Raw genomic sequence first — 12,961 nt, forward strand, 5'->3', positions numbered from 1 at the left:
CGTGAGCACCGTCCCCGCCCTCGACATCCGCCCGGCCGATCTCGCCGACCCCCGCGTCATCCGCCTGCTCGAGGACCACCTCGCCGACATGTACGCGACCTCGCCCGCCGAGAGCGTGCACGCCCTCGACGTCTCCGGGCTCTCAGTGCCCGAGGTGACGTTCTGGACCATCGGCGACGGCGACGAGCTGCTCGGCTGCGTGGCGCTGAAGGAGCTCGAACCCGGTCACGGCGAGCTGAAGTCGATGCGAACGGATGCCGCGGCTCGCGGCCGCGGCGTCGGCGCACGCCTGCTCGAGCACGTCCTCGCGGAGGCGACGCGCCGCGGGTACGCGCGGGTCAGCCTCGAGACGGGGGCGGAGGAGTTCTTCCGCCCGGCGCGCACCCTCTACGCGAAGTACGGGTTCCGCGAGTGCCCCCCGTTCGCCGGCTACGCCCTCGACCCGAACAGCGTCTTCATGACCCTGGAACTGCCGACCGCCGCCAACACGGCGTCACCGGCCCGCGGACGCCGACCGGCGGACTGATCCGGTGCTCAGGCACTGAGCGCGAGGTCGGCGTCGAGGAGCTCGAGGACGACCGAGGACGACGCGGCCGACGATTCGCCGGCGATCAGCGAGACGACCCACGGCGGGGCGGACGCCGGGAGCGTGAGCGGGACGAGCCCGGCCGCCTGCGGCTTCGCCGAGATGTGCTGCGGCACGAGGGCGACGCCGAGTTCGCGATGCACCAGGTCGAGCAGGGTGTGCACGTCGTCGACCGTGCAGCGGATGCGGCGCGCCGTCCCGTGCTCGGCGCAGGCGGCGTCGTTCAGCGCGCGCACCGCCCACGACTCGTGGAAGTCGACGAAGTCGAGGTCGCGCAGGTCGTGCCAGTCGACGACGCCGGCGCCGGCGAGCGGATGACTCGGCGGAACCAGGAGCACGAGCGGTCGACGGCCGAGCTCGGTCCGCGGCATCCGCCCCGGGACGTCGGTGCCGGCGACGAAGGCGAGGTCGACGTCGCCGTCGCGCACTCGCGCGACCAGGTCGCGCGAGCCCGCCTGGGTGAAGTCGAGGTCGACGAGCGGGTACCGGCGCCGGATGCGTTCGAGCAGCGCGCCGACGTCGACGAAGCCGAGGCACTGCTCGGCGCCGATGCGGAGGCTGCCGGAGAGCTCGTGCGCGGCCCGGAGCACCGCGTCGCGCGCGGCGCCCGCCTGGGCGAGCATCATCCGGGCGTGGGGGAGGAGGGCGCGCCCCGCGTCTGTGGGTTCCACCCGGCGGGTCGTGCGATCGAACAGCGTCGTGCCGAGTTCGTCCTCGAGGCTCCGGATCGCGGCCGAGAGGCCCGACTGCGACACCCCGCAGATGGCCGCGGCCCTGGTGAACTGCTGCTCGTCCGCGAGGGTCACGAGGTATTCCATCTGCCGGAGGTCCATCCATCCAGTCTACTTCTGAATGCCATGAATGAAAGTTGTTGGACTTCTGAATCTGCGGTGCCTATCGTGAATCCGCACCCAACGACGACAGGAGTCGAATCGATGAAGACCATCCAGCTCGGCGGCGGAGACCTCGCCGTCCCGAACGTCGTGCTCGGCCTGATGCGCATCGATCAGATGAGCGACGACGCCGTCCGCGAACTCGTCCGCACCGCCCGCGACGCCGGGATCGACTTCGTCGACCACGCCGACGTCTACGGCGACGAGCTCCACGGCTGCGAGCGCCGGTTCGCCGAGGCCATGCGGTTGACCCCGTCGCAGCGCGACGAGATCACCATCCAGACCAAGGCCGGCATCGTGAAGGACGGCCCGTACTTCGACTTCTCGTACGAGCACATCATGGAGTCGGTCGACGGGTCGCTGCAGGCCCTCGGCACCGACCGCATCGACGTCCTCCTCCTGCACCGCCCCGACGCCCTCGTCGAGCCCGACGAGGTCGCGCGCGCCTTCGACGAGCTCGAGGCCGCCGGCAAGGTGCTCCGCTTCGGCGTCTCGAACCACACGCCCGCGCAGATCGACCTGCTCACGCGATCGGTGAGCCAGCCGCTCGTCGCGAACCAGCTGCAGCTGTCGATCACCCACTCGCCGATCGTGACGCAGGGCCTCGCCGCCAACATGCAGGGCGTCGAGCAGTCCATGAACCTCGACGGCGGCGGCATCGTCGACTACTGCCGGCTCCACGACATCACGATCCAGGCGTGGTCGCCGTTCCAGGCCGGGTTCTTCACGGGCGTCTTCCTCGGCTCGCCCGACTACCCCGAGCTGAACGCCGTCATCGACCGCCTCGCGGCGGCCTACGACGTCCCCGCGATCGCGATCGCGACGGCGTGGATCACGCGGCACCCGGCCCACATGCAGGTCGTGCTGGGCACGACGACGCCCGAGCGCGTCGCGGGGGCCGCACAGGGCTCCGACGTGCCGTTGACGCGCGCCGAGTGGTACGAGCTGGTCCGCGCCGCGGGCTACCGCGTGCCCTGACCCGCGACGAGCCGGTACGACGGCAGGCCACGCCTCCTGATCAGCCACTCCGCCACGATGAGGTTCGGCAGCCAGCAGAGGAACGGCACCACGGCGTACGCGTTCGCGAACGCGGCACCCGCATCGAACCCGCCCGCGCCGGCGAACGGCACCTGCGCGAACATCAGCAGCGGCAGCCACAGCCGGAGCGTCACCGCGGCGTACGTGAGGGCGAAGGTCCGCGTCATCCAGGCACGGTGCGACGGCACGTCGCCGCGACGGATGGCACGGTACCCGCGCCACCCGGAGAGCAGCCACAGGACGGCGAGCGTTCCGAACCCGAACGTGCCGACGAGACCGGCGGCGCTGAACGGCGCGAGCGCGAGCCCCGCGAGGCCCGCGACCGCGATGGCGACGAGGGAGACGCGACCCGTCCACCGGTGCACGCCGGGTGCGCGGTCGCGCAGGCCCCGCCAGAACTGGAACGGGCCCGTGACGAGCGCGATCCCGCCCGCGACGATGTGGACGTAGAACGCCACGAGCACGGCCGGCGGCTGTGCCGCGTAGTGGTCGGCGAGTCCGCCCGTCCCCGAGTCGGCGAGGGCCTCGAGGGACGCGGTCAGGTACGGTGCCACCGCGAACGCCGCGATCCCGAGCGACGAGAGCAGCACCCACGCCAGGCCGATGCGGCCCCCGGCACGACGGGGTGGCGAGGCGAGCGATGGGCCGCCTCCGGCAGCGGGATCGGCGGTGACGGGGGTCTCGGTCGTGGTCATGCCGCGACGGTATCCAGCGTCGCCGTCGGCGGGCATCCGGAGAACCCCCGGATGCCGCGGTGGGCTGCCCGCCACTGCCGTCGAGTGGCATCATGGCACCCGTGCGGACCGACTCCGTGGCCGCCCGGCCACCCGGTCCGCGTCGCGGAGGGAGAGCCATGGACGACCTCACGGGAACGGCCACCGAGCGGATGTCGCAGCTGCGCGAGGCGGGCGCGGACGGGAAGGATGCCGCCTGGCTCGAGCGTCAGCTCCTGTCGGCGCTGCAGGGCTGGCAGGCCACGGAGGACTCGCTGACGAAGCTCCGCGAGGCGCACGAGGACTTCTGAGTCGTCGCCGCTCCCGGGTCAGCCGCGCGCGTGGAGCGCGTCGCGGATGTCCTCGTCGACGAGGTCGGCGTTGATCGCGGCGCCCGTCAGGCTGCCCGACGACATCGCCCACGGCACCGACGAACGCGACCCGACGACGTTCCCCGCCGCGTAGAGCCCTCGGACGCTCGTGCGGCCGTCCTCGTCGACCAGCACCTGGTCGACGCCGCCCTGTCGCATCGAGCGGGCACGCAGTCGTCGCAGCAGGTCGTCGTTCGGCACCGCCCTCGGCGCGACGAAGACCGCGTCGGCCTCCCACTCGCCGCCGTCCTCCAGGCGGATGCCGCGGATCTGACCGCCGTCGTCGGAGAACACCTCGACGACGCGCCGCGCCTCGACCACGATGCCCCGCGCATCGAGCCCGGCCCGTGCGGCCGGGGGGAGCACGGCGCCCTGCGTGCAGAACACCACGTCTGCCGAGAGCTGGCGCAGGAGCTGCGCCTGATGTGCGTTCGCGGCACTCGAGGCGATCACCGCGATCCGCCGGTCGCGAGACTCCCACCCCTCGCAGTACGGGCAGAGCGCGACGCCGCGACCCCACTGGTCGGTCAGGCCCGGGATGTCGGGCAGCTCGTCGCGCAGTCCCGTCGCGACGAGCAGGCGGCGCGCCAGGTGCCGTTCGCCGGAGTCGAGCACGACCTCGAAGGCGGGACCGGCCGGCCCCGCGCCATCCGCCTCGATCTCGGCGACGTCGGCGACCTCGCCCGACTCGATCGCGACGTCGTAGCGCGTGAGCTCGGCTCGGCCCGCCGCGAGCAGGTCGAGCGGCGACGTGTGGTCGCGGCCGAGCACGCCGTGCATGTGCTGGGCCGGACCGTTCCGCGGCCGCCCGCCGTCGACGACCAGCACGCTCCGGCGCGACCGGCCGAGCATGAGCGCGGCGGAGAGGCCGGCGCTGCCGCCGCCCACGATCACGACGTCCCAGGTCGCCACGGCTACCCGGCCGCCTCGGGCGCGGACGTCGTCGCCGCCGCCTCGGCGTCCGACGTCGCGGACGTCGGCGAGGCGATGACGAAGTACGCGCCGCTGGGGTCGGTGAGGCCCGCACGCCGCCCGTCGGGAACGTCCCACGGCGGCACCACGAGCGTGCCGCCCGCGGCGACGGCCCGGGCGAGCGTCGCCTCGACGTCGTCGACCTGGAAGCCGACGTTCCAGGTGGGCGGCAGGTCGTCGCCGAGCAGGTCCGCGGCATCGAGGATCCGCGCGAACGTGCGCCCGAGGTGGCGGTAGACCGCGTAGCGCGGTCCGCCGTCGCCGTGCTCCACGTCCCAGTGGAACGCGTGCGCGTAGAACCGCTCCGCCGCGTCGAAGTCGCTCGCCGCGAGCTCGAACCGGGTGGCCGAGCCCGTCTCGTCGTACACGTCGAAGCCGGGCAGGCCACCCGGCTGCCAGTAGCCGACGACGGCTCCGGTCGCGTCGATCGCGAGCCCCATGACGCCCATGTCGGGGATGTCGATCGGCTCGAAGAGCACCGTGCCGCCGGCCTCGGCGATCCGCTCGCTCGTCGCCGCCGCGTTCCAGGTCAGGAGGTAGACCGTCCAGTGCGGCGGCGCCGGGTCGTCCTCCGAGCGGCGTCCGGCGCCGGCCACGCGCCTGCCGTCGAGGAGGAAGGTCGTGTACCCGCCGTACCGTTCGTCGTCGCTGCGGTCCGCCGTCCAGCCGAACACGCGCGTGTAGAAGTCGACCGCCCCGTCGAGGTCGGTCGTGGTCAGGTCGACCCAGGCCGGGGCTCCGGCGACGAGGTCATCCGATCCGGGCATGCTGGCCTCCATCGGGGCGTCTCACGTGCGAACACCACCACGGTAAGCGGCGCTCCCGGATGCTAACACCGGGAGCCGTCGCTGCGACAGGCGGCGCTCGTCACGCGGGCAGGGCGGCGAGGATGTCGGCGCGCAGCGAGTTCGCCCGCTCGGCGAAGCCTCGCTGACGCCGCACGTACTCGGCCTTGCCCTCGGCCGTCTCGATGCGCACCGGTTCGCCGCCCCAGGGCGCCATGTCGTAGGGCGACGCCTGCATGTCGAGGTATCGGATGTCGCGTGCGAGCTCGAACGCGTCGAGCAGCAGGGTGCCCGGCACGAGCGGGCCGAGCTTGACCGCCCACTTGTAGACGTCCATGTTCGCGTGCAGGCAGCCCGGCTGCTCGAGCTCGGGCTGCGATTCCCTGGTCGGCGCGAAGCGGTTGCGGGGCGTCGCGTCCGGCGTGAAGAACCGGTACGCGTCGATGTGCGTGCAGCGCAGCTCGTGCGCCTCGACGACCTCGTCGGTCGCGGCCCGGCCGAGGCGCAGGGGCACCGCATGCCGATGCTCGCCCTGCCGGTAGACCATCGCCCACTCGTGCAGGCCGAAGCAGCCGAACTGCCCGGGTCGCTCGGCGGTGCGTCGGAGCATGCGCTCGACCGGGCCGAGCATCGCACCCTTCTCGGCGCGCATCGCGTCCGCATCGACCACGAGTCCCCGTTCGGTCGTGCCCGCTGCGTACCAGCGCCAGTCGGCGCGCGCCGTGCCCGCGGCATCCGCCAGCTCGATGCCGGCACCGGGATGCCAGCGGCGCAGCAGCGACGGCGAGTACGAGTAGTAGGTGAAGAGGAAGTCCTCGATCGGATGCCGCTCTCCGCGCGCCCTGCGCGACCGGTGGCCGGCCGTGAGGGCGTCGGCCCGTTCCGCGTGCGCCCGCTCGCGGGCGTGCCATTCGGCGCGGTCGAGCACGACGGCGGCGCGCACTGCCGTGTCGCGGGTCGGGGCGGTCGGAGTCACCCGTCGAGGATAGGCGGCGATGCTGGACGGGGCCGGGCCGCACGGCCGCTCAGGGCGCGCCGCGACCCGACCCCAACGAGTCGAATGCGCACATGCTCCCACCGGCTCGTGCGGGCGACGAGGCCCGGTCAGGGGGTGATCTCGTCGACGAATGCGAGCGCGTCGGCCGCGATGGCCGACCACTCGGCGTCCCGTGCGAACGGCACGACCGCCCACTCGCGCATCGGGCGGCCGCGCATGAACATCGGTTCGAGCCCGAGCTCGGCGATCCGCGCTTCCGGCAGCTTCACGACGAGGTCGCCGTCGCCGGCGACGAACGCGAAGAGCCTGCCGCGCACCGAGTAGCCCTCGGAGCCGAACATCCGCCCGACGGTCACGTCGGCACGGTCGATCAGGTCGGCTGCGGCGTCGGCGAGGTGTTCGCGCCCTCGCGTGCGTGCATCCATGGGCCGACCCTAGCGCCGGCCCGCGACATCCGCTGCGCCCCGGATCGCGGCTCAGCCGTGCTCGTCGTGATGGCCCTCGTGCAGGTGCGCCGAGGCGGCGTCGAAGTGGATGCCGCACCGGCGGCAGTACTCGGCCTTCAACTGCTCGTAGCGGTCGTGCGAGACGTGGTGCGCGTCCTCGTGTCCGGTCATGTCGCCCCCTCGACGGCGTCGCGTTCGCGGATCATCCACTGCTCGGGCCGCGCGAGCGGCTCGAACCCGAATCGTCGGTACAGCGTATGCGCATCCCCGGTCGCGTGCACGAGCCGCTTCAGGCCCACAGGTTCGAGCTGCTCGACGAAAGAGCCGACCGGCCCGACGCCCCGCCCGTATCCGAGCTGTTCCCCAGCCCCGATGCGCCACGAGATGACGCGAATCGCGCGTCGTCGACGTGCGCGCGGCGATTCGCGTCATCTCGCGGCACGGCGGCCGGTCGACGGGTCAGTGGTAGCGGCCGGAGTACGCGTTGAGGGCGGGCTGGCCGCCGAGGTGGGCGTAGAGCACGTTCGAGTCCTTCGGGATGTCGCCCGACGAGACGAGGTCGATGAGGCCCGCCATCGACTTGCCCTCGTAGACGGGGTCGAGGATGACGCCCTCGAGGCTCCCGGTGAGTCGCATCGCCTCGTCGGTCGATTCGACCGGGATGCCGTAGAGGTCACCCGCCCAGCCCTCGAGCACCGTGATCTCGTCGTCCCGGATGTCGCGGCCGAGGCCGATGCTCGATGCCGTGCTCCTGGCGATGCGCGCGACCTGGTCGCGGGTCTCGTCGATCTTGGCGGACGCGTCGATGCCGACGACCCGTCGCGGCCGACCGCCGAAGTTGTGCTCGAGGTCGGCGAAGCCGGCGATCATGCCCGCGTGCGTCGAGCCCGTGACCGAGCAGACCACGATCGTGTCGAAGAAGACGCCGAGCGCCTCCTCCTGCGCCGCGACCTCGTGCGCCCAGTTCGCGAATCCGAGGCCGCCGAGCGGGTGGTCGGACGCGCCGGCGGGGATCGGGTACGGCGTGCCGCCCGCCGCCTCGACATCCGCGATCGCCTGCTTCCACGAGTCGCGGAAGCCGATGCTGAACCCCGCGGGCGAGAGTCGCACGTCGGCGCCCATGAGCCGGGAGAGCAGGATGTTGCCGACCCGGTCGTTGACCGCATCGGGCCAGTCGACCCAGTGCTCCTGCACGAGCACGGCCTTCATGCCGAGGTGCGCGGCGACGGCGGCGACCTGGCGGGTGTGGTTCGACTGCACGCCGCCGATCGAGACGAGCGTGTCGGCGCCCTTCGCGAGCGCGTCGGGCACGAGGTACTCGAGCTTGCGGGTCTTGTTGCCGCCGAACGCGAGGCCGGAGTTCACGTCCTCCCGCTTCATCCAGACCCGGGCTCCGCCGAGGTGCGCGCTCAGGCGGTCGACCGGATGGATCGGGCTCGGCCCGAACGTCAGCTGGTGGCGGGGGAAGTCGGCGAGGGCCATGGTGCTCCTTGATCGGTGGCGGGAGAGGGGGCCTCGTCGTCATCGTCGAGGTGGAGCAACCGGCCGAGGGTCGACCAGTTGTCGTGGGTGGCCGCGGCGGCCTCATCGGCGAGGCCGGCGACGCAGAGCTCGATGATGCGGTCGTGGTCGGCGACCGAGCCGCGACCGGCGAGCGAGCCGAAGCGCGCGCGCTCCAGCCGTCGGAGCAGTGGCGTGACCTGCTCGAGGAGGCCGGGCAGGAGCGGGTTCGCGCTCGCCCGGACGGCGACGCCGTGGAACGCGTCGTCGGCGGCGATCGCCGCGTCGACGTCGTCGACGTGCAGCGCACGCGCGAAGGCGGCGTTCGCGTTGCTCATCGCCTCGAGGTCGGCCGCGGTCAGCTGCGGCACCGCCTCCCTCACCGCGAGCGCGTGCAGCGCGGCGGCGATCCGCTGCGCGGCGAGCGCGGTGCGCGTGTCGAGCGGTGCGACGACGGTCTGCTTGGCACGCCTGGTCTGCACGAGCCCGGCGACCTCGAGTCGGGCGATCGCCTCGCGGATGGGCGTGCGACTGACGCCGAGCCACGCCTCGAGCTCGGGGTCGCGCAGGCGCTCGCCGGGCGCGAGGTCGCCCGAGACGATCGCGTCGCGCAGGTGCGTGTAGGCGTGATCGCGCATCGACTTCGGGCGCTCGGCGGGGGAGCGGTCGGGCAGTGGCATGCAATATATTGCACCGGATGTCGAAGCTCCCGTCAACCCCGCACGCCCATGGGCCGCGAGATGACGCGAAACGCCCGTCGAGGATGCGCGAGCAGCGTTTCGCGTCATCTCGTGGCTCGCGAGTCAGCGCCGTCGGCCGCCGCCGTCGCCGTGCGCGAGACGTCGCGCCTGCGTCAGCCGCTCGGCGGCCTCGACGAGGAACCCGCCCGAGGCCTCCTCGGCCCGCCACTGCTCGTCGACGATGCCGATCGGGTGCACGAGGACCTGGCCGCGCGGCTGGTAGAGCGCGAGCTCGAGCCCGTGCGCGTGCTCGGCGAGACGCCACGAGAGGCCTGTGCGGCGGGCGACGTAGTCGCCGAAGGCCGTGCCCAGGGCGTTCACCATGATCGCCGGGTCGTCGCGTTCGGGCGGGTTGATGCGGCGCCACCCGGCCGACCAGCGCTCGTAGAGCGCACGCACCTGCTCGAGGTCGTCGGGATCGGCGCCCGCGTCGGCGACGAGGGCCACGTGCGAGTCGATCCAGTCGCGCTCGGGTTCGCCGATCTCGACCAGCCGCGGCATCGGCGGCGCATCGTCGACGGGCGCCGTCCGGCGCGAGAAGAGGGGCACCCGACGATTCTCCCCCGAACCGGCGACGCCGGCGTCCGTGGGTGACGGATGTCGGCCCTCCGGCGTAGCGTGTCGCGCATCCGCGCCGGCATCCGCCCGGCGCGCCGCATCCGAGGGGGAACGATGGCCAACCTGGTCGTGCACTTCGAGATCCACGCGACCGAGCCGCAGCGGCTCGTCGACTTCTACGGCGACCTGCTGGGGTGGCGCTTCACGCAGTTCGGCGACATGCCCTACTGGATGATCGACACCGGGGAGGGCGCCATCGGCAACGTCGACGGCCAGCCCGGCACCGGCATCAACGGCGGGCTCACCCAGCGCGAGGGCCCGGCACCCGAGATCGGCGCGCCCGTGAACGGCTGCAACATCGTCATCGGCGTCGACGGCAGCATCGACGAGGTCATGCGTCGTGCCGTGGAGCTCGGCGCGACCGAGATGATGCCCGCCGAGGACATGCAGGGCGTCGGCCGCGTCGGCTACCTCATCGACCCGGACGGCAACGGGTTCGGGCTCATCTCGCCGACCCTCTCCGACGGCACGAGCGCGATGACGGGCTGAGACGTCCTGCTGGAACCTCCCGGTCCCGGGCGACGAGCCGTGTCGGGGGTCGGTGCGAGGATGATCGCGTGCTGCTCGGCGAGGTCGTGACGACGGTCGAGCGGGTCGCATCCACGCGGTCGCGGCTCGCGAAGGTCGACGCGCTCGCGGGCCTGCTCGCGGGGCTCGCTCCCGACGAGATCGTGCCCGCGGTGGGCCTCCTCACCGCCAAGCCGCGGCAGGGCCGGGTCGGGGTCGGGTGGCGCACGCTTCACGGCGGGCTGGGCGACCCGGCGGATGACGCGTCCCTGACGATCCTCGACGTGGACGACGCGCTCGAGCGGCTCGCGAACGCGGCCGGCTCGGGTTCGGCCGCCGAGCGCGCCGCGGTGCTCGCCGATCTCGGTGCGCGCGCGACCGCCCGTGAGCAGGACTTCGTCTCGAGGGTGATCCTCGGAGAGCTCCGCACCGGCGCGCTCGAGGGAGTGCTGACCGACGCGATCGCGCGCGCCGCCGAGCGCCCGGGCGAGGTGGTCCGCCGCGCGGCGATGCTGTCGGGCGACCTCGGCGAGACGGCGCGCATCGCGCTCACGGGTGCACCCGGAGACCTCGAGGCGGTCGGGCTGGTGGTCGGCCGGCCTGTGCTCCCGATGCTCGCCGGCACCGCGCCGAGCGCTGCGACGGCGTTGGAGCAGGCGGGCGAGGCGTCCGTCGAGTTCAAGCTCGACGGGGCGCGCATCCAGGTGCACCGGGCCGGCGACGAGGTCCGCGTGTTCACGCGGAACCTCGCCGACATCACCCACCGGGTGCCCGAGGTCGTCGAAGTGGTCCGAGGTTTCCCGGCTCGCGAGCTGATCCTCGACGGCGAGACGCTCGCGCTCGATGATGGGGGCGCCCCGCGCCCGTTCCAGGAGACGATGTCGCGCTTCGGCGCCGAGGCCGCGCGCGAGGTGGTGCTGCATCCGTGGTTCTTCGACGTGCTCCACGTCGACGGGCGCGACCTCATCGACGAGCCGCTCGCCACGAGGCTCGCCGAGCTCGAACGCGTCGCGGGCGAGCACCGGATCCCCGGCGAGGTGACCGACGACACCGAGACCGCCGAGCGCGTGGCACGCGATGCGCTGGCCGCAGGGCACGAGGGCGTCGTGGTGAAGGGCATCGGTGCGCCCTACGCGGCCGGTCGACGCGGGGCGAGCTGGATCAAGGTCAAGCCCGTGCTCACCTACGACCTCGTCGTGCTCGCTGCGGAATGGGGCTCCGGTCGACGAACGGGATGGCTGTCGAACCTGCACCTCGGCGCACGCGACCCCGACGGCGAGTTCGGCGACCCCGGCGGGTTCGTCATGGTCGGCAAGACGTTCAAGGGGCTCACCGACGAACTCCTCCGGTTCCAGACCGAGCGGTTCCCCGAGATCGAGACGCGGCGCACGGCGAACACCGTGTTCGTCGAGCCGGTCACGGTGGTCGAGATCGCGATCGACGGCGTGCAGCGCTCCACCCGGTACCCGGGTGGCATCGCCCTGCGGTTCGCGCGCGTGAAGGGGTACCGCCCCGACAAGGAGCCGGCGGAGGCCGACACGATCCAGACGCTGCGGGCGCTGCTCCGCGGCGGCGACGAAGGGGGAGCGGCATGACGGATGACGCAGGCGCATCGGGCACGCGTGGCGGCGGGCGAGTGCGGCAGCTCCGGCTCGTCGTCGAGGCCGAGGACTTCGAGACGGCGCTGGCGTTCTTCCGGGACGTGCTCGGCATGCCCGAGCAGGAGTCCTACAGCGGCGACGACGGCGCGGAGGTCCGCATCCTCGACGCAGGGCGGGCGACGCTCGAACTCTCGAACCCGGCCCAGGTCCGATTCATCGACCGTGTCGAGACCGACGGGGGTCGCAGCGACCGCATCAGGGTGGCGCTCGAGGTGGACGACACGTCGGCCGTGACCGACGAACTGGTCGGTGCCGGCGCCGAGCTCGAGGCATCCGCTCGCGAGACCCCCTGGCGGTCGGTGAACGCCCGGGTCCGTGCGCCGGCCGGGCTGCAGCTCACGATCTTCCAGGAGCTCGACTGACGCGGGGCGGGCGCGGCTACCGGTCCACCGAGTCCATGTCGATGCCCGTGACCGGGACGCCCGCACGTTCGTAGACGAGCGACACCGCACCCTTCGGGAACGCGACGGGCGGCTCGGCGAGGGTGAACGCGGCGGGCACGGTCCCCGTGTCGAAGAGCCGCTTGCCGCTGCCGAACGCGATCGGGTAGAGGTACAGGTTGAGCCGGTCCACGAGGTCGGCGGCGAGCAGCGACCGGGCGAGTGCGCCGCTGCCGATGACGTGGATCTCCTCGAAGCGGTCCGTGATCGCCGGGACCTCGGCCGCGACATCCGTCACCACCGTCGTGTTCGCCCAGGTGGGGTCGGTCAGCGTGTGCGAGACGACGAACTTCGGCACCGCCTCGAACTTCGCGCCGATCGGGGTGTCGGTGTGCCGCGGCCAGTAGTCGGCGAAGATGTCGTACGTCCGCCGCCCGAGCATGAGGGCGTCGAGCCGGTCGATGCCGGCGCCGATCGCCTCGCCCGACGTCTCGTCGATGTACGGCGCCTGCCATCCGCCGAACTCGAAGCCCCCGGACGGGTCCTCCTCGGGGCCGCCCGGCGCCTGGTAGACCCCGTCGAGCGTGATGAACAGGTCGACGGCGAGGATGCCCATGGTCGTGCTCCTTCCCGCGGGTCACGGTAGCCCTCGCGGCGGCGAGCGTCGAGGGGGGCGCACGGGCGATCGCGCCCGCTGGGCGAGCCGGACTGATCCATCCCGCGAGTGCCCCTGGACTGCGTACGCATGAGTCCG

The 12,961-nt window shown here is 72.8% G+C and carries 18 protein-coding genes; 6 read left to right on the plus strand and 12 right to left on the minus strand.

Going from position 1 to position 12,961, the window contains the following annotated elements; all coding sequences use genetic code 11:
- The first annotated feature begins 1 nt into the window (after position 1).
- Complete coding sequence (locus tag ACFVHK_RS14615; protein WP_376929445.1) at positions 2–526, plus strand: GNAT family N-acetyltransferase; 525 nt, start codon at positions 2–4, stop codon at positions 524–526.
- Positions 527–534: 8 nt separating this feature from the next.
- Here the strand turns inward: ACFVHK_RS14615 and ACFVHK_RS14620 are convergent, their stop codons facing one another.
- Positions 535–1,419: a LysR family transcriptional regulator gene (locus tag ACFVHK_RS14620; protein WP_376929446.1), complete on the minus strand. Its 885-nt coding sequence runs from the start codon at positions 1,417–1,419 to the stop codon at positions 535–537.
- A gap of 102 nt (positions 1,420–1,521) precedes the next feature.
- Between ACFVHK_RS14620 and ACFVHK_RS14625 the strand changes: the two genes are divergently transcribed.
- Entirely contained in the window at positions 1,522–2,457 is a 936-nt protein-coding gene (locus ACFVHK_RS14625) for an aldo/keto reductase (protein WP_376929447.1), read from the plus strand.
- Here ACFVHK_RS14625 and ACFVHK_RS14630 read toward each other — a convergent pair.
- The gene (locus ACFVHK_RS14630; RefSeq protein WP_376929448.1) at positions 2,442–3,212 is read right to left on the minus strand and encodes a DUF2306 domain-containing protein; all 771 of its coding nucleotides are present in this window, start codon (positions 3,210–3,212) and stop codon (positions 2,442–2,444) included. The two genes, ACFVHK_RS14625 and ACFVHK_RS14630, sit on opposite strands and share 16 nt — an antisense overlap.
- 158 nt (positions 3,213–3,370) lie before the next feature.
- Here ACFVHK_RS14630 and ACFVHK_RS14635 point away from each other — a divergent pair, with 158 nt between their 5' ends.
- Positions 3,371–3,541: a hypothetical protein gene (locus tag ACFVHK_RS14635; RefSeq protein WP_376929449.1), complete on the plus strand. Its 171-nt coding sequence runs from the start codon at positions 3,371–3,373 to the stop codon at positions 3,539–3,541.
- 18 nt (positions 3,542–3,559) lie between these two features.
- Here ACFVHK_RS14635 and ACFVHK_RS14640 read toward each other — a convergent pair whose 3' ends face one another.
- The 9 genes from ACFVHK_RS14640 to ACFVHK_RS14680 all read right to left on the minus strand — a co-directional run bounded on the left by ACFVHK_RS14640 (position 3,560) and on the right by ACFVHK_RS14680 (position 9,590).
- Positions 3,560–4,513 carry an NAD(P)/FAD-dependent oxidoreductase gene (locus ACFVHK_RS14640; protein WP_376929450.1) on the minus strand — a complete coding sequence of 318 codons (954 nt, stop codon included), beginning with the start codon at positions 4,511–4,513 and terminating at the stop codon, positions 3,560–3,562.
- Between the two features lie 2 nt (positions 4,514–4,515).
- A complete protein-coding gene (locus tag ACFVHK_RS14645; RefSeq protein ID WP_376929451.1) occupies positions 4,516–5,340 on the minus strand; it encodes a VOC family protein in 825 nt (274 codons plus the stop codon).
- A 100-nt stretch (positions 5,341–5,440) separates the two neighbouring features.
- Positions 5,441–6,334, minus strand: coding sequence for a 3-methyladenine DNA glycosylase (locus ACFVHK_RS14650; RefSeq protein ID WP_376929452.1), 894 nt, complete (start codon positions 6,332–6,334; stop codon positions 5,441–5,443).
- Positions 6,335–6,462: 128 nt separating this feature from the next.
- A complete protein-coding gene (locus ACFVHK_RS14655) occupies positions 6,463–6,780 on the minus strand; it encodes a hypothetical protein (protein ID WP_376929453.1) in 318 nt (105 codons plus the stop codon).
- Positions 6,781–6,831: 51 nt separating this feature from the next.
- Positions 6,832–6,972: a hypothetical protein gene (locus ACFVHK_RS14660; protein WP_154344571.1), complete on the minus strand. Its 141-nt coding sequence runs from the start codon at positions 6,970–6,972 to the stop codon at positions 6,832–6,834.
- On the minus strand, positions 6,969–7,100 hold the full coding sequence (locus tag ACFVHK_RS14665) for a hypothetical protein (RefSeq protein WP_376929454.1): 132 nt from the start codon (positions 7,098–7,100) through the stop codon (positions 6,969–6,971). Before ACFVHK_RS14665 ends, ACFVHK_RS14660 begins: the two co-directional genes overlap by 4 nt.
- A gap of 160 nt (positions 7,101–7,260) precedes the next feature.
- Positions 7,261–8,283, minus strand: a complete 1,023-nt coding sequence (locus ACFVHK_RS14670; protein ID WP_376929455.1) for a 1-aminocyclopropane-1-carboxylate deaminase — start codon at positions 8,281–8,283, stop codon at positions 7,261–7,263.
- Positions 8,250–8,981 (minus strand): GntR family transcriptional regulator, encoded by a 732-nt coding sequence (locus ACFVHK_RS14675; protein WP_376929456.1) that lies wholly within the window; start codon positions 8,979–8,981, stop codon positions 8,250–8,252. The genes ACFVHK_RS14670 and ACFVHK_RS14675 overlap by 34 nt, the downstream gene beginning before the upstream one ends.
- Before the next feature lie 123 nt (positions 8,982–9,104).
- Complete coding sequence (locus tag ACFVHK_RS14680; protein ID WP_376929457.1) at positions 9,105–9,590, minus strand: DUF3806 domain-containing protein; 486 nt, start codon at positions 9,588–9,590, stop codon at positions 9,105–9,107.
- A gap of 123 nt (positions 9,591–9,713) precedes the next feature.
- Here ACFVHK_RS14680 and ACFVHK_RS14685 point away from each other — a divergent pair, with 123 nt between their 5' ends.
- From ACFVHK_RS14685 to ACFVHK_RS14695, 3 genes are all read left to right on the plus strand, one after another.
- Positions 9,714–10,148, plus strand: a complete 435-nt coding sequence (locus tag ACFVHK_RS14685) for a VOC family protein (RefSeq protein ID WP_376929458.1) — start codon at positions 9,714–9,716, stop codon at positions 10,146–10,148.
- 68 nt (positions 10,149–10,216) lie between these two features.
- Entirely contained in the window at positions 10,217–11,761 is a 1,545-nt protein-coding gene (locus ACFVHK_RS14690) for an ATP-dependent DNA ligase (protein ID WP_376929459.1), read from the plus strand.
- On the plus strand, positions 11,758–12,189 hold the full coding sequence (locus ACFVHK_RS14695; protein ID WP_376929460.1) for a VOC family protein: 432 nt from the start codon (positions 11,758–11,760) through the stop codon (positions 12,187–12,189). Before ACFVHK_RS14690 ends, ACFVHK_RS14695 begins: the two co-directional genes overlap by 4 nt.
- 16 nt (positions 12,190–12,205) lie before the next feature.
- On the opposite strand, the gene ACFVHK_RS14700 is transcribed toward ACFVHK_RS14695, so the two are convergent.
- Positions 12,206–12,823: a dihydrofolate reductase family protein gene (locus tag ACFVHK_RS14700; protein WP_376929461.1), complete on the minus strand. Its 618-nt coding sequence runs from the start codon at positions 12,821–12,823 to the stop codon at positions 12,206–12,208.
- Positions 12,824–12,961: the final 138 nt, after the last annotated feature.

The sequence above is a fragment of the Agromyces binzhouensis genome, assembly GCF_042672355.1.
GTDB classification, from domain to species: domain Bacteria; phylum Actinomycetota; class Actinomycetes; order Actinomycetales; family Microbacteriaceae; genus Agromyces; species Agromyces binzhouensis.